This window comes from Azospirillum sp. UENF 112521, assembly GCF_058780665.1.
Window position 1 is genome coordinate 2,164,793 of sequence record NZ_JBSNCI010000002.1, and the last position, 19,469, is coordinate 2,184,261.

Annotated in this window: 19 protein-coding genes, 1 tRNA gene and 1 pseudogene; 10 read left to right on the forward strand and 11 right to left on the reverse strand. The window is 68.4% G+C overall.

Translation table 11 applies throughout. From position 1 onward, the window contains the following. Window positions 1-80: 80 nt before the first annotated feature. The 3 genes from ACWPN8_RS12595 to ACWPN8_RS12605 all read right to left on the reverse strand — a co-directional run bounded on the left by ACWPN8_RS12595 (window position 81) and on the right by ACWPN8_RS12605 (window position 1,817). Complete coding sequence (locus tag ACWPN8_RS12595; protein WP_492240970.1) at window positions 81-614, reverse strand: PDC sensor domain-containing protein; 534 nt, start codon at window positions 612-614, stop codon at window positions 81-83. 197 nt (window positions 615-811) lie between these two features. Beyond that, entirely contained in the window at window positions 812-1,474 is a 663-nt protein-coding gene (locus ACWPN8_RS12600) for a hypothetical protein (protein ID WP_492240971.1), read from the reverse strand. A 253-nt stretch (window positions 1,475-1,727) separates the two neighbouring features. Next, a tRNA-Ser gene (locus ACWPN8_RS12605) sits at window positions 1,728-1,817 on the reverse strand. Window positions 1,818-2,025: 208 nt separating this feature from the next. Here ACWPN8_RS12605 and rplU point away from each other — a divergent pair. From rplU to ACWPN8_RS12630, 5 genes and pseudogenes are all read left to right on the forward strand, one after another. Then, window positions 2,026-2,343 (forward strand): 50S ribosomal protein L21, encoded by a 318-nt coding sequence (rplU, locus tag ACWPN8_RS12610; RefSeq protein ID WP_012974890.1) that lies wholly within the window; start codon window positions 2,026-2,028, stop codon window positions 2,341-2,343. 56 nt (window positions 2,344-2,399) lie between these two features. Further along, window positions 2,400-2,687: a 50S ribosomal protein L27 gene (gene rpmA, locus ACWPN8_RS12615; protein WP_109048977.1), complete on the forward strand. Its 288-nt coding sequence runs from the start codon at window positions 2,400-2,402 to the stop codon at window positions 2,685-2,687. Window positions 2,688-2,849: 162 nt separating this feature from the next. Continuing rightward, window positions 2,850-3,840: pseudogene (gene obgE / locus ACWPN8_RS12620) on the forward strand (GTPase ObgE); the annotation flags it as partial. Between the two features lie 304 nt (window positions 3,841-4,144). After that, window positions 4,145-5,284: a glutamate 5-kinase gene (gene proB, locus ACWPN8_RS12625; RefSeq protein WP_492240973.1), complete on the forward strand. Its 1,140-nt coding sequence runs from the start codon at window positions 4,145-4,147 to the stop codon at window positions 5,282-5,284. 5 nt (window positions 5,285-5,289) lie between these two features. Then, a complete protein-coding gene (locus tag ACWPN8_RS12630; protein WP_109452639.1) occupies window positions 5,290-5,934 on the forward strand; it encodes an HAD family hydrolase in 645 nt (214 codons plus the stop codon). Window positions 5,935-5,973: 39 nt separating this feature from the next. On the opposite strand, the gene ACWPN8_RS12635 is transcribed toward ACWPN8_RS12630, so the two are convergent. The 8 genes from ACWPN8_RS12635 to ACWPN8_RS12670 all read right to left on the reverse strand — a co-directional run bounded on the left by ACWPN8_RS12635 (window position 5,974) and on the right by ACWPN8_RS12670 (window position 14,831). Then, entirely contained in the window at window positions 5,974-7,149 is a 1,176-nt protein-coding gene (locus tag ACWPN8_RS12635; RefSeq protein WP_109445654.1) for a divergent polysaccharide deacetylase family protein, read from the reverse strand. Window positions 7,150-7,164: 15 nt separating this feature from the next. Then, window positions 7,165-8,616, reverse strand: coding sequence for a S41 family peptidase (locus ACWPN8_RS12640; protein ID WP_109445652.1), 1,452 nt, complete (start codon window positions 8,614-8,616; stop codon window positions 7,165-7,167). Continuing rightward, window positions 8,617-9,984 (reverse strand): murein hydrolase activator EnvC family protein, encoded by a 1,368-nt coding sequence (locus ACWPN8_RS12645; RefSeq protein ID WP_109445650.1) that lies wholly within the window; start codon window positions 9,982-9,984, stop codon window positions 8,617-8,619. It abuts the gene before it with no gap. A 209-nt stretch (window positions 9,985-10,193) separates the two neighbouring features. Continuing rightward, a complete protein-coding gene (gene gpmI / locus ACWPN8_RS12650; protein ID WP_492240976.1) occupies window positions 10,194-11,756 on the reverse strand; it encodes a 2,3-bisphosphoglycerate-independent phosphoglycerate mutase in 1,563 nt (520 codons plus the stop codon). 89 nt (window positions 11,757-11,845) lie between these two features. Then, window positions 11,846-12,304: a 23S rRNA (pseudouridine(1915)-N(3))-methyltransferase RlmH gene (gene rlmH / locus ACWPN8_RS12655; protein WP_014248610.1), complete on the reverse strand. Its 459-nt coding sequence runs from the start codon at window positions 12,302-12,304 to the stop codon at window positions 11,846-11,848. A 37-nt stretch (window positions 12,305-12,341) separates the two neighbouring features. Next, on the reverse strand, window positions 12,342-12,788 hold the full coding sequence (rsfS, locus tag ACWPN8_RS12660) for a ribosome silencing factor (protein WP_109445646.1): 447 nt from the start codon (window positions 12,786-12,788) through the stop codon (window positions 12,342-12,344). After that, window positions 12,785-13,591, reverse strand: coding sequence for a nicotinate-nucleotide adenylyltransferase (locus ACWPN8_RS12665; RefSeq protein WP_492240977.1), 807 nt, complete (start codon window positions 13,589-13,591; stop codon window positions 12,785-12,787). The genes rsfS and ACWPN8_RS12665 overlap by 4 nt, the downstream gene beginning before the upstream one ends. After that, entirely contained in the window at window positions 13,557-14,831 is a 1,275-nt protein-coding gene (locus tag ACWPN8_RS12670; RefSeq protein ID WP_492240978.1) for a glutamate-5-semialdehyde dehydrogenase, read from the reverse strand. The genes ACWPN8_RS12665 and ACWPN8_RS12670 overlap by 35 nt, the downstream gene beginning before the upstream one ends. Before the next feature lie 165 nt (window positions 14,832-14,996). Between ACWPN8_RS12670 and ACWPN8_RS12675 the strand changes: the two genes are divergently transcribed. The 5 genes from ACWPN8_RS12675 (at window position 14,997) to ACWPN8_RS12695 (ending at window position 19,460) form a co-directional block, all read left to right on the forward strand. Next, complete coding sequence (locus tag ACWPN8_RS12675) at window positions 14,997-15,740, forward strand: sulfite exporter TauE/SafE family protein (RefSeq protein ID WP_109445642.1); 744 nt, start codon at window positions 14,997-14,999, stop codon at window positions 15,738-15,740. Window positions 15,741-15,760: 20 nt separating this feature from the next. Further along, entirely contained in the window at window positions 15,761-16,267 is a 507-nt protein-coding gene (locus ACWPN8_RS12680) for an RNA pyrophosphohydrolase (protein WP_492240980.1), read from the forward strand. A 184-nt stretch (window positions 16,268-16,451) separates the two neighbouring features. Beyond that, window positions 16,452-16,766 (forward strand): STAS domain-containing protein, encoded by a 315-nt coding sequence (locus ACWPN8_RS12685; RefSeq protein ID WP_109445638.1) that lies wholly within the window; start codon window positions 16,452-16,454, stop codon window positions 16,764-16,766. After that, entirely contained in the window at window positions 16,751-17,128 is a 378-nt protein-coding gene (locus tag ACWPN8_RS12690) for a response regulator (RefSeq protein ID WP_109048963.1), read from the forward strand. The genes ACWPN8_RS12685 and ACWPN8_RS12690 overlap by 16 nt, the downstream gene beginning before the upstream one ends. Window positions 17,129-17,162: 34 nt before the next feature. Next, window positions 17,163-19,460, forward strand: coding sequence for a chemotaxis protein CheA (locus ACWPN8_RS12695; RefSeq protein ID WP_492240982.1), 2,298 nt, complete (start codon window positions 17,163-17,165; stop codon window positions 19,458-19,460). Window positions 19,461-19,469: the final 9 nt, after the last annotated feature.

Consider the following 19,469-nt stretch of genomic DNA (forward strand, 5'->3'; position numbering starts at 1 on the left):
TTTTGAAGCGGACATGAGAACGGCGCCCCGGACCATCCGGGGCGCCGTTTGCTTGGTCGAACCGCCGCTGTGGGTGGCGCCTATTGGCCCAGCTTCGCGGTGTCCAGAACGATCATCGCAACGCCGATCTTCTGCTTGCCGGCCGGGTCCATCACCGGAACGCTGGCCTCGGTCAGCATGGCGCCGGTCTTGTCGTCCGTCTCCGGGTCGGTCATGTAGAAATCGGCATTGCCGGTGAAGATCTTCTGCCATTTCGGCTCGTCGCCCTGCCAGAAATCGGAGGTCCCGGCGGTCTGGCCGACATTCAGCCCATGATCGTCCATCAGAAGGATTTCGACGATCCGGCCGTTGCTGCCGGCGACGACCTGCTTCAGCTGCTTGGACAGCGCGTTCGACGAGACCTCATCGAAGGCCGGATTGGCGCCTCCCGCCTTGGCCGCCGCCTTCCATGTGTTGTCCATCTCGTCGATCTTGGCCTGGGCGATGCCGGCATTCTTGCTGTTCTGCGATTTCACCGCCCCGACCACCGCCGGATCGGCCAGCCAGGGCTGGGCCTGCTGGCTGACCGCCTTGCGCACCGCGCCCTCCAGGGCGGGATCCGCGGCGGACGCCATCGAGAGCGTGCCTGCGCACAAAAGGGAAACCGCGCAGCCGGCGATCCAGTATCGAGCCTGCGTCATGTGATGTCCTCCCAGTCGTTTGGCCCAGTCATGGGCGGGGCGATGGTCGGACTCCCGATGCCGGCGCCACAGCGTCGGGCCTTGTTTTTCCGTCAAACGGAAGATCCGTGATACGGATCAAATGCCGGAGATCACTGGCGCGGAAAGCTCTCCGGCGGCGCCAGCACCCACTCGGCGTAACCGGCGCGCAGCAGTTCATAGGCGGCGACCAGCCCGGCGGCCCCGGCATAGGCGGTGACCAGCACCTGTTCAGGCGACACCTGCGCCCCGAAGACGATCAGCAACGCGCCGAGGAAAGGCCCGCCCAACAGGAATGCCGCCAGCCACAGCGGTTCGGCCGACAGCCATGCGTTGAGAACCGCACGGGTCCGTTGCGACAGGCGCAGCAGCCCGCCGGCCTTGGCGTCGAGCGCTTCCAGGCTGCCGGCGCGCAACTCTGCCAGCCGCCGGCCGTCGCCGTCGATGAAGATCACCTCCACCTTCATGCCATGGCGGCGGACGGAGGCGCGCACCGAGTCGCCGAGCCGCGTCTCCAGCAGGATCGCGTTGCCGCCCAGCGCCGGCAAGGCGTCGCGCACCTCCTCCGGCGGCTCGCCCCATTCGCGCAACGCCGCCAGGATGACACGGGGGTCGTCGCAGGGAATCGCATCCATATGGATCACCCGCCCCTGCGGCGCCGTCACCTTCAGGACCAGCACCTGCTCCGCCGGATCGTGGGTGCCTTCGACGCGCAGGCCACCGTCGACGACATAGGAGAAGCGCAGGCACCCATCGTGACGGCCGAGCGTGTTCATGGCGGCACCCCTCCGGTCGCATCCCTGGCGGATCGCACCGAAGGGATCTGGGCGTTGGCGTTGAGATGACCAACAAACCAGCCGGGGGAACGGCCATCGCGACGGTCCGGAGAAAAAGGAGATGCCCAACCGGAAAAGACCGGGGCGGCCGGGAGAAAGGCAGCCGAGGCAAAGCCGGCCGGAAGCCGGACAAGAAAAAAGCGCCTAGCCGGTCCGGCTGGCGCTTTGCAATTTACTCTCCCGTGAGAGAGAATGGCGGATGGGGGGAGATTCGAACTCCCGATACCCGTGAGGGTATGCCGCATTTCGAGTGCGGTGCATTCAACCGCTCTGCCACCCATCCGCTGCCCCGTTTGGCGGGGTGGGCGGAACCTATATAAACGCCTCCGGCCGCGCAAGCCTTTTTTGCAGAAAAATGCGAAGCTTTTCGGCCGTATCCCTGTTGACTCTCAGGCCACCTTGAGTATAGATCGTCGCTCCCATGAACGGGCTTGCGCATCGAACGGTGGGCGAGAAGCCCGCCGTTTGTTTTGACATAGGCAGTGACGACAATGTTTGCAGTGATCCGCACCGGCGGCAAGCAGTACAAGGTCGCCAATGGCGACGTGATCCGTGTTGAGAAGCTCGAGGCCGATGCTGGCGCCTCCATCACGCTCGATGACGTGCTGATGGTCGGCGACGCAGGCAACACCACCATTGGCACCCCGACCGTGGCCGGCGCCTCGGTTGTCGCCGAGGTCGTCGCCCAGGATCGCGGCCCGAAGATCATCGTCTTCAAGAAGAAGCGCCGCCAGAACTACCGCCGTAAGAACGGCCACCGCCAGGACCTGACCGTCCTGCGCATCACCGGCATCAACGGCGCGGCCTGATCCGGGTCTTCCGGTCAAGCTTCCAGGCGCATCTTCAGTATTAGGAGCAACACCCCATGGCACACAAAAAGGCAGGCGGCTCGTCCCGCAACGGCCGTGACTCCGCCGGTCGCCGTCTCGGCGTGAAGCGTTTCGGCGGCGAGAACGTCGTCTCCGGCAACATCATCGTCCGTCAGCGTGGCACGAAGTTCCACCCGGGCGAGAATGTCGGCCTCGGCCGCGACCACACCATCTTCGCGATGGCCGACGGTCAGGTCTACTTCAAGCACAGCTCGAACGGCCGCACCTTCGTGAACGTCGTTCCGGCCAACGACCAGGAAGTTCCGGCCGTCGCCGCCGAGTGATCGGGCCGAACAACCAGTAAGGTCGTTGCGCGGCCTGTGTCGCAGGCCTGCACGCTTGTGGGATAAAATCGGGGGACCGGGCGACCGGCTCCCCGATTTTCGTTTTCAGTCCGGTGCCGTCCCGCCGCCGGTTTCCCTTCCGTTTACGGGCAAGGTCCCCCGATGAAGTTTCTCGATCAGGCCAAGGTGTTCTTGAAGAGCGGTGACGGCGGCCCCGGTGCCGTGGCGTTCCGGCGCGAGAAGTTCATCGAGTTCGGCGGCCCGGACGGCGGCGACGGCGGTCGTGGCGGCGACGTGATCATCGAGGCGGCGGACGGCCTGAACACGCTGATCGACTACCGCTACAAGCAGCACTTCAAGGCGCAGCGCGGCCATCACGGCATGGGCAGCAACCGCAACGGCGCGCGTGGCGAGGATGTCGTCCTGAAGGTGCCGGTCGGGACCCAGAATCCTGGACGAGACCCAGGAAACCGTGCTGTGCGACCTGACCGAGGCCGGACAGCGCCGCGTCTTCCTGCGCGGCGGCGACGGCGGGCACGGCAACGCGCACTTCAAGACGCCGACCAACCGGGCGCCGCGCAAGTTCCACCCCGGCTGGCCGGGGCAGGAGCAGTGGGTGTGGCTGCGGCTGAAGCTGATCGCCGATGCCGGCCTGCTTGGGCTGCCCAATGCCGGCAAGTCGACCTTCCTGGCCGCCACCACGGCGGCCAAGCCGAAGATCGCCGACTACCCCTTCACCACGCTGGCTCCCAACCTGGGCGTCGTCCGCGCCGGTGACGAAGAGTTCGTCATCGCCGACATTCCCGGCCTGATCGAGGGCGCGCACGAGGGCCATGGGCTGGGCGACCGCTTCCTCGGTCACGTCGAACGCTCGCGCATCCTGCTGCATTTGATCGACGGCACGGCGGATGACGTCGTCGCCTCCTACCGCACGATCCGCAACGAGCTGGAAGCTTATGGCGGCAACCTCGCCGACAAGCTGGAGGTGATCGGGCTGAACAAGGCCGACGCCCTGCTCGACGAAGAGATCGAGGAGAAGAAGGCGGCCTTGGAGGAGGCATCGGGCGCCGAGGTCATGGTGCTGTCCGGTGCCACCGGCCAGGGCGTGAAGCAGGTGCTGTACCGCCTGCTGACGGTCATCAAGGAATCGAAGGAAGAAGAGCCGGAGGTCATCCACGCCCCCGCGACCCGGTCCATCCCGCGCCCGCCGGTCGGCCAGAAGCTGCCCGACGACGGCGAGATGCAGTGGGACGATGAAACCGGCGAGTGGGTCGGCGGCGAGGAAGACAATCTCGAGGACGAGGACTTCGAAGAGGACCTGGAAGAAGGCGATCTCGAAGAGGGCGAGGAGCTGGACGGCGAGGAGCAGGAAGGCGACTCGGACGAAGCTCTTGACGGAGAGGAGCCGGAGGGCGAAGAGGACGGTTCGGACGACGATACGGACGGAACCTCCCGCCATGGCGCTTGACGCCCCTACCCTTCTCGAATCCCGCCGGCTGGTCGTAAAAATCGGCTCGGCCCTTCTGGTCGACGGGGAGACCCGGCAAATCCGCCGGGATTGGCTCGACGCGCTGGCCGACGACGTCGCCGCCTGCCGCAAGCGCGGACAGGAGGTGGTTATCGTCACCTCCGGCGCCGTCGCCTGCGGGCGGGAGCATCTTGGCCTCGTCGGCCGGGCGCTGAAGCTGGAAGAGAAGCAGGCCGCCGCCGCCACCGGCCAGATCCGCCTTGCCCACGCCTACCAGGAAACGCTGGCCCGCCATGACGTCACCGTCGCCCAAGTGCTGGTGACGCTGGAGGACACGGAAGAGCGGCGGCGCCACCTGAACGCCCGCAACACCATCGACACGCTGCTGAAGCTGGGTGCAGTTCCCGTCATCAACGAGAACGACACCGTCGCCACCGCCGAAATCCGATTCGGCGACAACGACCGGCTGGCCGCCCGTGTCGCGCAGATGGTCAGCGCCGACACGCTGGTGCTGCTGTCGGACATTGACGGCCTCTACACCGCCGACCCGCGCAAGGACCCGGACGCCCGCCACATCCCCACCGTGCGCGAACTGACGCCGGAGATCGAGGGCATGGCCGGCGAGCCGCCCCCCGGCTACAGCAGCGGCGGCATGGTGACCAAGATCGCAGCGGCGCGCGTCGCCCTGTCGGCCGGTTGCCGGATGGTCATCGCCAAGGGCAAGCGCATGAACCCGCTGGCGGCGCTGGAGCAGCGGCCGGAGGATGGCGGCGCGCTCTGCACCTGGTTCCTGCCGTCGGCCGAGCCGACCAGCGCCCGTAAGGCCTGGATCGCCGGGCATGTCAACGCCACCGGCGTGCTGGTGGTCGATGACGGCGCCATGCGCGCCCTGTCCCACGGCGCCAGCCTGCTGCCCGCCGGTGTCACCGCCGTGCAGGGAGACTTCGACCGCGGCGACGTGGTGATCGTCCGCACGCAGGAGGGGCGCGAGGTCGCCCGCGGCCTCGTCGCCTACAGCGCCGACGACGCCCGCAAGATCCTGCGCCACAAGAGCACCGAGATCCCGGAGATCCTGGGCTATCAGGGACGTGACGAGATGATCCACCGTGACGATCTGGTGGTGCGGTGACCGCGATGTCGCGCAGCCCGATCCGCGCCATCCTGTGGGACATCGACGGCACGCTGATGGACAGCGAGCCCTGGCACCAGCAGATCACCGTCGACGTCTGCCGCGGCTATGGCCATGAGCTGAGCGAGGAGGACTGCCGGTCGATGCACGGCGTGGCGTTCCGCGAGATTTACGCCGCCCTGCATGCCCGCCGCCCCTTCCCCATCGACCTGAAGGTCTGGGCCGACGAGATCAACGCGCAGTATGTCGCCAACGTCGATCGCGTCCGCCCGCGCGAGGGTGCCTTCGCCCTGGTGGAAGCCTTCGCCGCCCGCGGGCTGGCCCAGGCCTGCGTGTCGAACGGCGGGCGCATGATCGTCGACGCCAACATGCGGGCGATGGCGATCCCGCATTTCCGCTTCAGCATCGCGCGCGAGGACGTTGCCAACGGCAAGCCCCATCCGGAGCCCTACCTGTTGGCGGCGAAGATGCTGGGATTGCCTCCGGAAGCCTGCGCGGTGATCGAGGACAGCCCCACCGGCGCCCGCAGCGCCAAGGCCGCTGGCATGCTGACCATCGCCTGGCCCCAGCACCCCGCCGTGGTGTTCGACACGGTGGACCATCTGGTGGAGGATCCGGGGTCGCTGGATTGGGATGCGCTTTGCGGGTGAGGAAGACGGGGGGTCGGCGACCGACCCTCCCTGAGTCCGTCATTTCTGGATATTGACCACAGCCGACACCGGGGCCAGCGCGATGCCACGATCGGCGAGAGCGGTCATCCAAAGATTCAGACGCTCGATCGTCGTCGGATAGGGGGAAGCGAAGCCGACGGCGGCACCGTTGGCCTTGGCAAGCTCCTCCAACTCGCGCAGCTGGTCGTCGATGGCGCCGCGCGACAGGTCGCGGTCGATGACCCGGTCGCCCAGCGCCCGCGGCACGCCGGCCAGATTGGCGAGCGGCCCGGCGACGCTCTTGGGGTTGGCGCGGGCATCGACCAGCAGCAGGCCGCGGGCCTTCAGCGCGTCCACCACCGGCTGCATCGCCGCCGGGTTGGCGGTGAACTTGCTGCCGGTGGTGCTGGTGATGCCGACATAGCCCACCGCCTTGCCCAGCGACCATTCCAGCCGCTCCACATTGCGGTCGGGGCCGAGCATGGTCAGCAGCGCATTGGGGCCGGGATCGTCGCGCGGGTAGTTCAGCGGCTCCATCGGCACCGACAGCATCACCTCGTGCCCCTTGGTGCGGGCCCGCTCGACCCAATCGTCCAGCCGCTCGGCATAGGGCAGGAAGGCCAGCGTGATGCCGGGCGGCAGCTTCGCCAGTGCGTTGCCGGTGGTGACGCCGCTGAGCCCCAGGTCCGACATCACGATGGCGATGCGCGGCCGCTTGTCGGTCGCCGGGAAGGGCCGGGCATAGACCTGCCAGGGCTTGCGCCCGTCCTGGGCGATGCGCGGCAGCGGGCCGTTGCGGCTGTCCTCCACCAATCCCGGCACCGGAGCCGGGACCAGAGTCACCGCCGCCGCCGGAACACCCGGCAGCGGCAGCGGGGCGCCATCGGTCGGCAGCGGCGGCGGAACCGCCGGGGCGGCAACCTTGGGCTCCGGCGGTGGCGGTGGCGGCAGCGGTGCGACCGCGACCGTCGTCGACGGAATCGACGCCTGCCAGGCCTCCCGCGTCGCCCCGCCGTTCAGAGCCAGCCAACCGGCCAAGCCGGCATAGGCGACCGCCACCACGGCGACGGCACCCAACAGGGCTTTGGAAAGCGGCTTGCGTGGTTCTCCCGCCGAGTCGTTTCCATTACGACGGAAACGGCGCAGCCAGCCGAGCCCGGGGCGCAGGCCCCGGACATCGAACCGCAGACGACCGAACAGGGCGGGAGCCTTCACTGTCGTTCGCTCCGGTCAGCGCGCCGCGGAGCGCTGCTGGAACAGGGCGACGCCACGCAGCAGATCCAGCGCGCGGGCGAGCTGGAAGTCGAAGGGCGGCTCCGCCCCCTCCGCCGCTGCACCCTCGGCCGGGGCGGGGGCGGCACCCGGAGCAGGGGCAGCACCGGGTGTCGCACCGGGAGCACCGGGAGCCACTGGGGCGGCACCCGCCCCCGGTCCCGGAGCCGGCGCGGCCGGGTTCGGGGCCGCCGGCGTGCCGGGAGCGGCCGGGTTGGTGGTTGCCGGACGCGGCGCCTTGCTGGCGGCGTCGGGGTTGACCAGCGCACCCTTCAGGTCGGCCTCGCGGCGGCGGATGACGTTCTTGTCCAGGTCCTCCACCTTGGCGACATGCACCTCGATGTCCGGAGTGATGCCGAGCTGCTGGATCGAGCGTCCCGACGGCGTGTAGTAGCGCGCCGTGGTCAGACGCATGGCGCCATGGCCGGGCAGCGGGATGATGGTCTGGACCGATCCCTTGCCGAAGCTCTGGGTGCCCATGATGATCGCGCGCTTGTGGTCCTGCAGCGCGCCGGCGACGATTTCCGAGGCCGAGGCCGAGCCGCCGTTGATCAGCACCACCAGCGGCATGCCCTTGATCAGGTCGCCCGGCTTGGCGTTGAAGCGGGTGCCTTCCTCGGCGCGCCGGCCGCGGGTCGACACGATCTCGCCCTTCTCCAGGAAGGTGTCGGAGACCGAAACCGCCTGGTCGAGCAGGCCGCCCGGGTTGTTGCGCAGATCGAGCACGAAGCCCTTCAGCTTGTCGCCCAGCTGCTGCTGGATGGAGGAGATCGCCTTCTCCAGCCCGCTCTGCGTCTGCTCGTTGAAGCTGGTGACGCGGATGTAGCCGATGTCGCCTTCGGTGCGGAAGCGGACCGACTGCACCTTGATGACGGCGCGGGTCAGCGACACGGTGAAGGGCTCTCCCGCCTCGCCGCGGCGGACGGTGACCTTCAGCTCGCTGCCCACCGGACCGCGCATCTTCTCCACCGCCTCGTTCAGGCTGAGGCCCATGACCGCCTCGCCGTTCAGCTGGACGATCAGGTCGCCCGGCTGCAGGCCGGCGCGGAAGGCCGGGGTGTCGTCGATGGGGGAGACGACCTTCACCAGGCCGTTCTCCATCGTCACCTCGATGCCCAGCCCGCCGAACTCGCCGCGGGTCTGGACCTGCATGTCCTGGAAGCTTTTCTTGTTCAGATAGCTGGAATGCGGGTCGAGCGAGGTCAGCATCCCGTTGATCGCCGATTCGATCAGCTGTTCGTCGGTCACCGGCTCGACATACTCGGCGCGGACGCGCTCGAAGACGTCGCCGAACAGGTTCAGCTGCCGGTAAGTGTCCGACGAATTGCTGGACTGAGCAGTGACGGTGGCGACGCCGGCGCCCAGAAACACCAGAGCTGCCGCCGTTGCGGCGCGCTTGAACATCCTCATCTACCCTTGTCCTTTCCCCTCCGGGGCGCCGAACCCGCGTTGCGGATTGATCGGCTGGCCGTTTCGTCGCAGCTCGAAATAGAGATCCGGATTGCCGTCCGGCGGCATGACCGCCAGCGGTTCCCCGCTGGCCACCTTACGCCCGACGGCCGTTTCGATCCGGCCCAAACCCGCAATCAAACTATGATATCCGTTGCCGTGTTCCACGATCAAGATGAGGCCATAGCCCTTGAACGGGCCGGCGAACACGATCGTGCCGCCGCGCGGCGCCACCACGGCGGCCCCGGCGCGGGTCTGGACCGTCACGCCGCGGCTGGTCGCGCCATAGCGGTCGGCCTCGCCGAAGCGGGTCGTCAGCTTGCCGGCCGCCGGCAGAACCATACCGGAGACGGCCGGAGGTCCGTCCGGAGACTTCGCGGCCAGCTCGCGTTCGCGTGCCGCCTCCCTGGCGGCCTCGTCCTTCGCGCGCTTTTCCTCAGCAGCCTTCTGTTCGGCGATTTTCTGTTCGGCGGCGCGCAGTTCGGCCAGCTTGCGTTCGGCCTCCTTGCGCTCCGCCTCCTTCTGGGCGGCGAGCCGGCGTTCGGCCTCGCGCTTCTCCGCTTCGCGCTTGGCGGCTTCCTTGCGCTCCGCCTCGCGCCGCTCGGCTTCGCGGCGTGCAGCCGCCTCGATGGCGGCGCGGCGTTCGGCCTCGATGCGCTCCATCAGCTGGCGGAGATCGGTGGCCTGCCCCGACAAATCCGCCATGCGCTGGCCGACCTGGACGCGCTCCTCCTCCGTCTGGCGCGACAGCTCCTCGCGCCGGGCGATCAGGCGGTTCATCTCATCCTGCTTTTCGGTCAGCGCCACCCGCGCCGCCAATGCCTTCGCCCGCTGGTCGACCAGCTTGCCGCGGGTGTCGGCCAGCGCGGTCAACGCCTGGGACAGCGCATCGGCCCGCGCCTTCAACGCCGGCACGGCGTCGCGCAGCAGCAGGGCGGAGCGCAGGGTATCGACGGGGCTTTCCGGCCGGGCCAGTGCTGCCTCCGGCGGGATGCGCGCCAGCCGCTGGAGGGCGGCCAGCAGGGTGGCGATCTGCTGCCGTTCGGCGTCGAGACCGGCGGAGCGCTCGCGTTCCTCCCCCTCCAGGGCGGACAGCGACTCTTCCAGCTGGTCGAGCGTCTGTTCCTGCCCGCGCGCCTGGTCGGCCAGCGCGATCAGCCGGCCGCGCAGGGCATCGAGTTCGCTCTGGAGCGCCTGGGACTGGCGTTCCAGCTGCTGCTGGCGCTGCTTGCCGGTCTGGAGCTGCTGTTCGACCCGCTTGAGGGTGTCCTTGGGGGCTTCGGATTGAGCATTCGCCGGCTGAGCGAGAATCAGGCCGGCGATGACCACGAAGCCGGCGAACAGACCCTCTCCTACCCCGGATACCCTCTCCCCCCTGGGAAGAGGGCTGGGTGAGGGGGAGGCGATGCGGGATGCAAATCGCGATGCAGGACCAAGCACCGGACTTCCCGCAACTCCACGCCACGCGCCCCCCTCACCCCGACCCTCTCCCCGGGGGGAGAGGGGGACAAAGAGGTGAAAGGGACGGGCGCCATCCGTTATTCCGCCGCCGCGCGGGCGGCGGTGCGGACCAGCAGGTTGCGGCCGGTCATCTCGGCCGGCTTCGGCAGGCCCAGCAGGTCCAGCAGTGTCGGGGCGATGTCGGCCAGACGGCCGCTGTCGATCCGGGCGCCGGCCGGGCCGTTGACCAGCACCAGCGGAACCTTGTCCAGCGTGTGGGCGGTGTGCGGCCCGCCGGTCTCCGGATCCTTCATCAGCTCGCAGTTGCCGTGGTCGGCGGTGATCAGCATGGTGCCGCCGGCACGGCGCACCGCAGCCTCCACCTGACCGACGCTGCTGTCGACCGCCTGCACCGCCTTGATGGCGGCGTCCAGCATGCCGCTGTGGCCGACCATGTCGGGGTTGGCGAAGTTGACGACGATCAGGTCGTACTTGCCCGAGTCGATGGCGCCGACCAGCTTGGCGGTCACTTCCGAGGCCGACATCTCCGGTTGGAGGTCGTAGGTGGCGACCTTCGGCGACGGGACCAGGATGCGGTCCTCGCCCTCATAGACCCGCTCTTCGCCACCGTTGAAGAAGAAGGTGACGTGCGGATACTTCTCCGTCTCGGCGATGCGCAGCTGCTTCAATCCGGCCTCGGAAACCACCTCGCCCAGCACCTTGGTCAGGGTTTTGGGCGGAAAGATGGTGGTCATCAGCTTCGCCAGCGCCGACGAATATTCGACCATGCCGACAACGGCGGCCAGCTTCGGTGCCCCATCGACGGGGAAGCCGCCAAAATCCTTCTCGACATAGGCGGCCAGGATCTCGCGGGCGCGGTCGGCGCGGAAATTCGCCATCAGGATGGCGTCGCCGTCCTTCATGCCGGCGTAATCGCCGATCACCGTCGGCAGGATGAACTCGTCATGCTTGTCGGCGGCATAGCTCTGTTCGATGGCCTGGATCGGGTCGGCGGCGCGCTCGCCTTCCGCCCTGGTCATCGCGGCATAGGCCTTGGCAACGCGGTCCCAGCGCTTGTCGCGGTCCATCGCGTAATAACGGCCGATGACGGTCGCCACCTCGACACCCGGCAGCTCGAAGACGTCGGCCATGAACTCGGCGACCTGGTCCTTGGCGCTCTGCGGCGGAACGTCGCGGCCATCGGTGAAGGCATGGACCGCCACCGGCACGCCCTCGCGCGACAGCACGCCGGCCAGTGCCGCGATGTGGTCCTGGTGCGAGTGGACGCCGCCCGGCGACAGCAGGCCCATCAGGTGGACGCGCCCACCGGTCTTGTGCATCTCCTTGACCAGATCGTTCAGCGCGGCGTTGCGCTCAAGCTCGCCCTCGACGATGGCATGGTCGATCATCACGAGATCCTGCATGACCACCCGGCCGGCGCCGAGATTCATGTGCCCGACCTCGGAGTTGCCCATCTGGCCCTTGGGCAGGCCGACCTCCTCCTCGCTGGCGTCGAGGAAGGCCGTCGGTTCGGCCGACCACAGGCGATCCCAGTTCGGGGTCTCGCCCAGCGCAATCGCGTTGTCGGACCGCTCCTCGCGATAGCCCCAGCCGTCCAGGATGCAGAGGACGACGGGGCGGGGTCGGTTGGTCTCGGTCATCGCGCTTACCTTTCTCGAAAGGTTGTGGTCTCGGAGTTTCGTGTTTTCAGCTCCGGCGCTTTTCCGCGCGCCGGATGCGACGCTCGGAATCAGGACCTGTGATAGGGGTGACCGGCAAGAATTTGTTGAGCGCGATAGAGTTGCTCCGCAAGCATGCCGCGCACCAGCATGTGGGGCCAGGTCATCGGCCCGAAGGCGAGCAGGAAGTCGGCCCGCGCGCGCACCGCGTCGCCATGGCCGTCGGCACCGCCGATCAGGAAGGCGAGGTCGCCGGCGCCGCGGTCGCGCCAGTCGCCGATCTTCGCGGCGAAACTCTCGCTTGGCAGCGCCTTACCGCGTTCGTCCAGCGCCACGACGATGGCGCCGGCCGGCACGGCGGCGAGCAGCAGCTCGGCCTCCTGCCGTTTCAATTCGTCGGAGGAGAGGCGCTTCTTCACCTCGACCTCCTTCAGGGTGAAGGGCCAGCCGAGCCGTCCGACATACTCGTCGAACAGGTCGCGGGTCGGTCCACCCCGCGACCGCCCGACGGCGGCGAGCCACAGACGCATGATGCGGCCCTCCGCCGTCGTTTCCGTCCTCTGCCCGTCAGGCGCTCAGCCGCGCCGTGCCCGACGGCGTCGGCAGTTCCAGGCCCCACATCTTTTCGATGTTGTAGAAGGTCCGGACTTCCGGCTTGAACAGGTGGACGATCACGTCGCCGGCATCGACCAGCACCCAGTCGCACTGGGCCATGCCTTCCATCTCGACGCCGCGGACGCCGGCCTGCTTCAGCTTCTCGGCCAGCTTCATCGCCATGGCGCCGATGTGCCGCGTGTTGCGGCCCGACGCCACGACCATGTAATCGGCGAAGGTGGTTTTCCCGGCAAGATCGATGACGGTCACGTCATCTGCCTGGTCGGCGTCGAGCGACGCCTGGATGAGCGCCTTCAGATCCTGCGGTTCCAGGATCTGGGGAACGGCGGCTGGCCGCGGAGCGGTCGCGGCCGTTTCGGTGTGCGTGGTGATGGCTCCAACCTCTTGCAACGGTTTCACGACCCGGCGGCCCGTGCCTGCCGGATCGCCGTCGCCGAGGCCGGGTGCAAGGGATTGCGTAAGAACGCCCAGGCCGGCCGCCTGCGGCGCGCCAGCCCTTTTACCCCAGACACCGACACCCGCCGACGGGTGTAGCGCTGGGCGGCCTTGCCGCTCAACGCACCAAGAGAATAGGTTGGACGGGCGAAAACCGCAACGGCCACCGAGTCGAAGATTCGATTCCAGTGCTTCCAGCGTGGAATTTGCCGCAAATTGTCCGCCCCCATCAACCAAACGAAGCGGGTTTTGGGGAAGCGGCGCTGAAGCTTGGCCAGCGTATCGGCGGTGTAGCGGGTGCCGAGCGCGGTCTCGATGGCCGTCACTTCGATCCGTGGATGAGCGGCGACGGCCCGCGCCTCCGCCAACCGCTCGGGCAGCGAGCCCATGCCGGACGTGGACTTCAGCGGGTTCTGCGGACTGACCATCCACCAGACGCGGTCGAGCCCCAGCGCTTTCAGCGCGAACAGGCTGATGTGCCGGTGCCCGGCGTGGGCCGGGTTGAACGACCCACCGAGAATGCCAACGGTCAGCCCCGCATAGAGCGGGCCGGAGTAGAGCTGGGGGGCGTGGTGTCCCTCTCCCGCCCCGGGAGAGGGAATGGGCCCATGAGAAGCATGGGAAGGGTTAGGGGTGATGCAAGGATCGGGGGATCCATGTCCGGATCGCCCCTCACCCTCCCCGCCTCCGGCGGGTCCCCTCCCTCTCCCGGGGCGGGAGAGGGCCTGATCCTTAAGGCCGCGTCTGGCCATCGCCGCGCACGACATACTTGTAGCTGGTCAGCTGCTCCGCGCCCACCGGGCCGCGGGCGTGGAACTTGTCGGTGGAGATGCCGATCTCGGCACCCATGCCGAACTCGCCGCCGTCGGCGAACTGGGTGGAGGCGTTCCACAGCACGATGCCGCTGTCGACGCGGGACAGGAACCGCTCCGCCACCGCCGGATCCTCGGTCAGGATCGATTCGGTGTGGTGGGAACTGTGGGTGTTGATGTGGTCGATGGCCCCATCCACCCCATCCACCACGCCGCAGGCGATGATGGCGTCAAGATACTCGGTGTCCCAATCCTCCGGCGCCACCGCCGTCACCCGCGGATCGACAGCCTGGGCCGCCGCATCGCCGCGCACCGCGCAGCCGGCATCCAGCAGATCCTTCACCAGAACCGGCAGGACCGTGCCGGCGATGGCGCGGTCGACCAGCAGCGTCTCGGCTGCGCCGCAGATGGAGGTCCGGCGCATCTTGGCATTCAGCACCACCTTGCGCGCCTTCTCCAGGTCGGCGGCGGCATCGACAAAGACGTGGCAGTTGCCGTCCAGATGCTTGATGACCGGCACCCGGCTCTCGTCGGCGATGCGCTGGATCAGCGACTTGCCGCCGCGCGGAATGATGACGTCGATGTAATCGCGCATGGTCAGCATGTGGCCGACGGCGGCGCGGTCGGTGGTCGGCACCAGCTGGATCGCCGCCTCCGGCAGCCCGGCCTCGCGCAGCCCCTGGGCCAGACAGGAGGCGATGGCGCGGGAGGACCGGATGCTCTCCGACCCGCCGCGCAGGATGGCGGCGTTGCCCGACTTCAGGCAGATACCGCCGGCATCCGCCGTCACGTTGGGCCGGCTTTCATAGATGATGCCGACGACGCCCAGCGGCACGCGGACGCGCTGGATGCGCAGGCCGTTGGGCCGCGTCCACTCCGCCAACACGCCGCCGATGGGATCGGGGAAATCGGCAATGTCCTCAAGCCCCTTGGCCATGCCCTCGATGCGCGTGTCGTCCAGCATCAGCCGTTCGCGCATGGGGCCGGAAAGGTCGCGGGCACTCGCCATGTCCTCGGCATTCGCTGCCTTGATGTCGGCGGCGCGGGCGCGGATGGCCGCCGCCGCCGCCCTCAGCGCCCGGTCCTTCGACGGTCCTGGCACGGTCGCCAGCGCGGCCGCAGCGGCGCGTGCGGCGCGGCCGAGGGCGATCATCTGGTCGTGCAGGGCGTCGGTGGTGTCGAGCAGGGCGGACATGGAGGTCTCCGGACACTCTATCCGTTGAAGGGACGACGACCTTAACGAATTGTTCGGGGTTGCGAAAGCCGCGCGGTTGTGGGACTTCGGCGTTGCGGTATGGGCGGGCGTGTGCAAAACGCAACGCGCAGCCCCGCGCCGGGCACGGTTTTCGGGTAAGGTGACATGCTGACGCTGCTGCTGATCGTCTCCGCCTTCTTCGCGGGCGTGCTGAACGCCGTGGCCGGGGGCGGCAGCTTCCTGACCTTCCCGGCGCTGATCCTGGCCGGCGTGCCGCCGCTGAACGCCAACGCCACCAGCACCGTCGCGGTGTCGCCCGGCGCGCTGGCCAGCGCCTTCGGCTACCGGCGGGAGCTCGGCCGCATCCGCGAGGTCCACCTGCCCTCCTTCCTCGGCATCAGCCTCGTCGGCGGACTGCTGGGCGCGCTTCTGCTGTTGTGGACGCCGCAGCGGACCTTCGAGGTTATCGTGCCGTGGCTGCTGCTGTTCGCGACGCTGCTGTTCGCCATCGGCCCGACCGCCTCGGCCTGGGTCCGCCGCAATTTCACCATCGGCCACGGCACGGTGCTGGCGGTGCAGTTCCTGATCGCGGTCTATGGCGGCTATTTCGGCGGCGGCATCGGCATCCTGATCCTGGCGACGCTCGGGGTCTTCGGCCTGACCGACCTGCATGCGATGAACGGGCTGAAGTCGCTGGTCTCCGGCTGCCTGAACGCGGTGGCAGTGGCGGCCTTCGTCGCCGGCGGGGCGGTCTATTGGACGGAGGCACTGATCATGCTGGTCGCCGCCATGGCCGGCGGCTATGCCGGCGCTTCGGTAGCCCGCCACATCCCGCCGCCGGTCCTGCGCAAGCTGGTGATCCTGGTTGGGGCGGCGATGACCGTCTATTTCTTCCTCACGAAAACCTGACCCGAACGGAGCCTGCCGGCATGACCGCCCCCATCGACCGCACCCCTATTGATCGTGGCTCCCTGCCCTACCGTCCCTGCGTCGGCATCATGCTGCTGAACGACCGCGGCGAGGTGTTCGTCGCCAGGCGATGCGGGTCGGAAGCCGACTGGCAGATGCCCCAGGGCGGCATCGACGATGGCGAGGATGCCCGCAGCGCCGCCTTCCGCGAGCTGGAGGAGGAAATCGGCACGGCGAAGGCGGAGTTCATCGCCATGACCGCGGCCCCCCACCGCTACGACCTGCCCGACGATCTGCTGGGCAGGGTGTGGAAGGGCCGCTGGCGCGGGCAGGAGCAGATGTGGATGCTGGCCCGCTTCACCGGCGACGAGGCCGACATCCGGCTCGACACCGACCACCCGGAATTCGACGACTGGAAATGGATCGACGCCGAAGAACTGCCGGGCCTGATCGTCGCCTTCAAGCGCCCGGTCTATGAGTCCGTCCTCGCCGAATTCCGTCCGCTGATCGCGCCGGCAAGAGGCTGACGCATCCTGCCGAGCGCCAGCCTCTCCGCCATGTCCCATTTTTGATTGCGGTTATCCCCAACTTCCCGCCGCCGCCCCCTCCGTCCGAAGCTTGCGCTTAACGAATCCTTGAGACGCAGTCTGGCAACGTCGCTGCTGCAACCGGAATGCGCAAGAATGTGCCTGCCGTAGACGGAGGGGTGGCGTGTCGCTGATCAAGTGGACGGAGGAGGATGACGGCCGGCTCCGCCTGGGCCTGCCGAGCGACCTCGATTTGCCCATGGCGCAACCTCTGCTGGACAGTTTGCGCGCCGCCTTCAAGGCGTCGGCCGACGTCACCGTCCAGGCCGACGCCGTGGAGCGCATCAGCGCCGCCTGCATCCAGGCGCTGGTCGTCGCTGCCCGCGATGCGGCCGAGCGCGGGACCGCCTTCGTCCTCGCCGCCCCGTCCGAGGTGCTGTCCGAAGCGTGCGAGGATCTGGGACTCGCCGCCTGGCTGAAGCAATGGAGCCGAGCGTGAAGAAGAAAGTGATGACGGTGGACGATTCGCGCACTATGCGCGACATGGTGTCCTTCACCCTGCGGGGCGCCGGCTATGACGTGGTGGAAGCCGCCGACGGCCAGCAGGCGATGAGCGCCATCGCCACCAACAAGGTGGATCTGGTCATCACCGACCTGAACATGCCGGTCATGGACGGGCTGACCCTGATCCGCAGGCTGCGCGCCATCCCGGCCCACCGCACCCTGCCGATCCTGATGCTGACCACCGAGGCGGACGAGAGCAAGAAGGCGGAAGGCCGCGCCGCCGGCGCCACCGGCTGGATCGTGAAGCCCTTCAACCCCGACAAGCTGGTGTCGGTGGTGCAGAAGGTCTGCGGCTGACCGCAAGCCGCCGGATTCAGGAAGGGGTGCAGCCGTGGACGATCTCAGCCGCTTCAAACAGACCTACTTCGACGAGAGCGCCGAACTCCTGGCGGTCGCCGAGGCCGGGCTGCTGCGCCTTGCCCCCGGCGAAATCGACATGGACGAGGTGAACGCGATCTTCCGCGCCGTCCATTCGATCAAGGGCGGTGGCGGCGCCTTCGGCTTCAACGACCTCGTCGCCTTCGCCCATGAATTCGAAACGGTGATGGACGGCGTGCGCAACGCCGAAATCCCGGTCAGCACCGAACTGGTCGACACGCTGATCCGCGCCAACGACGTGCTGGCCCGCCTGCTCGCCCACGCCGCCGACGAAACCGAGGCGCCGGCCGGCACCACAGACGACACCGTCGCCGCCCTCCGCCGTTTCCTGGACAAGACCGGGGAGCAGGCGAACGAGGCCGCGCAGCCTGCCGCCATCCAGGCCGCCGCAGGCTTCCATCCCGACGACGAGGATGACGAGGCCGGCATCTTCGGCGACGCGCTGGCCGCCATCCAGGCCGCGCGCGACGACCAGCCGGCGCCCGCCGCCGGCCCCGTTCCCGAAGGCAAGGTCCGCTGGACCATCGTCTTCCGCCCGAAGGCCGAACTGCTGCTGTCGGGCAACGAGCCGACCTACATGCTGCGCGCCCTGCGCCGCCTGGGCGAGGCGGAGGTGGTCTGCCATCTGGACAGGCTGCCCTCCCTGCGCGACCTCGACGCCGAACTGCTGCACCTGTCCTGGACGGTGACGCTGCTGGCCGACCCGCAGGTGGACCGCGCCCAGATCGACGATGTGTTCGAGTTCGTCGCCGACGACTGCGACATCCGCATCAGCGCCGAAGCCCCCCCGCCTGCGATCATCCCCCCCGCGCTCATTGCGCCGGCGGAGTCTGTCCCGGCCGCCGCGCCCGCCCCTGCCGCCAATCTGCCGCAGCCGGCCACCCCCGCCGCCACCACATCCGGCGCGGCGGGTGCGGCGAAGCCCGGCGACGGCGCCAAGCGGACGAACGGCGGTACCGGGGGCAGCGACCATGCCGGGCCGACCACCCACACCATCCGCGTCGACCTCGACAAGATCGACCGGCTGGTCAACATGGTCGGCGAAATGGTCATCACCCAGGCGATGATCGCGGAGCATCTGCGCGACCTGCCGCCGGGCCAGTTCCAGGAACTGCTGGAAGGGCTGGAGGGCCTTGCCCAGCACACGCGCGAACTCCGGGAAAGCGTGATGTCGATCCGCGCCCAGCCGGTTTCCAGCGTCTTCTCCCGCATGCCGCGGTTGGTGCGCGAATGCGCCGCCGTGACCGGCAAGGAGGTGATGCTGGTCACCACCGGCGAGACGACCGAGGTCGACAAGACGGTGGTGGAGAACCTCGTCGACCCGCTGACCCACATGATCCGCAACTCCATCGACCATGGTCTGGAAGGCCCGGATGAGCGGGAGCGCGTCGGCAAGCCGCGCGCCGGCACCGTGCATCTGTCGGCCGCCCACCGGTCGGGCCGCATCGTGATCGAGGTGACCGACGACGGCCGCGGCATCAACCGCGCCAAGGTGCTGTCAAAGGCCATCGAAAAGGGCCTGGTCCAGCCGGGTGCCAGCCTGTCGGACGAGGAGATCGACCACCTGATCTTCCTGCCCGGCTTCTCCACCGCCGATCAGGTGTCGAACCTGTCCGGCCGCGGCGTCGGCATGGACGTGGTGCGGCGGAACATCTCCAGCCTGGGCGGGCGGATCGGCGTCTATTCGACGCCGGGCGAAGGGTCGCGCTTCGTCCTGTCGCTGCCGCTGACGCTGGCGGTGCTGGACGGCATGGTGATCTCGGTCGGCGAGGAGCGCTTCGTCCTGCCGCTGACCAACATCGTCGAAAGCCTGCGCCCCAAGCCCGCCGACCTCCATGGGCTGGTCAACAAATGCGATGTCATGATGGCGCGCGGCGAATATGTCCGGCTCGTCCATCTGCACCGGCTGTTCGGCATCCCCAAGGCCATCGACGACGCCACCAAGGGGCTGGTCGTTCTGGTGGAGACGGAGGACGGCTCCCGCCTCGGCCTTGTGGTGGACGAGGTGCTGGGCCAGCAGCAGGTCGTCATCAAGAGCTTGGAAGCCAATTTCCGCCGGCTGGACGGCGTCGCCGCCGCCACCATCCTGGGCGACGGCCGGGTCGCCCTGATCCTGGACGTGGCGGGCTTGCGCGAAATGAGCCGGCATGGTGCAGGCAATGGAAACGCCCCCGCCGACAGCACCCCGCCTTCCCCGTCCCTGCCCGCCCCGGCGGACAAGTCCGACCAGCGTCAACGCCAAACGGTTTGAGGTTCAGCG

What these genes read in the sequence shown, in the direction of transcription:
- ACWPN8_RS12670 (WP_492240978.1), bottom strand. Translation starts at nt 14,831, where the DNA reads ATGTCCGCCCTGCTCGACACCACCGACGCCCTGCACGACCAGATGATC.
- ACWPN8_RS12675 (WP_109445642.1), top strand. Translation starts at nt 14,997, where the DNA reads ATGCTGACGCTGCTGCTGATCGTCTCCGCCTTCTTCGCGGGCGTGCTG.
- ACWPN8_RS12640 (WP_109445652.1), bottom strand. Translation starts at nt 8,616, where the DNA reads ATGAGGATGTTCAAGCGCGCCGCAACGGCGGCAGCTCTGGTGTTTCTG.
- ACWPN8_RS12690 (WP_109048963.1), top strand. Translation starts at nt 16,751, where the DNA reads ATGGAGCCGAGCGTGAAGAAGAAAGTGATGACGGTGGACGATTCGCGC.
- ACWPN8_RS12600 (WP_492240971.1), bottom strand. Translation starts at nt 1,474, where the DNA reads ATGAACACGCTCGGCCGTCACGATGGGTGCCTGCGCTTCTCCTATGTC.
- ACWPN8_RS12665 (WP_492240977.1), bottom strand. Translation starts at nt 13,591, where the DNA reads ATGTCGTGCGCGGCGATGGCCAGACGCGGCCTTAAGGATCAGGCCCTC.
- ACWPN8_RS12630 (WP_109452639.1), top strand. Translation starts at nt 5,290, where the DNA reads ATGTCGCGCAGCCCGATCCGCGCCATCCTGTGGGACATCGACGGCACG.
- ACWPN8_RS12595 (WP_492240970.1), bottom strand. Translation starts at nt 614, where the DNA reads ATGGCGTCCGCCGCGGATCCCGCCCTGGAGGGCGCGGTGCGCAAGGCG.
- proB (WP_492240973.1), top strand. Translation starts at nt 4,145, where the DNA reads ATGGCGCTTGACGCCCCTACCCTTCTCGAATCCCGCCGGCTGGTCGTA.
- rplU (WP_012974890.1), top strand. Translation starts at nt 2,026, where the DNA reads ATGTTTGCAGTGATCCGCACCGGCGGCAAGCAGTACAAGGTCGCCAAT.
- rpmA (WP_109048977.1), top strand. Translation starts at nt 2,400, where the DNA reads ATGGCACACAAAAAGGCAGGCGGCTCGTCCCGCAACGGCCGTGACTCC.
- gpmI (WP_492240976.1), bottom strand. Translation starts at nt 11,756, where the DNA reads ATGACCGAGACCAACCGACCCCGCCCCGTCGTCCTCTGCATCCTGGAC.
- ACWPN8_RS12680 (WP_492240980.1), top strand. Translation starts at nt 15,761, where the DNA reads ATGACCGCCCCCATCGACCGCACCCCTATTGATCGTGGCTCCCTGCCC.
- rlmH (WP_014248610.1), bottom strand. Translation starts at nt 12,304, where the DNA reads ATGCGTCTGTGGCTCGCCGCCGTCGGGCGGTCGCGGGGTGGACCGACC.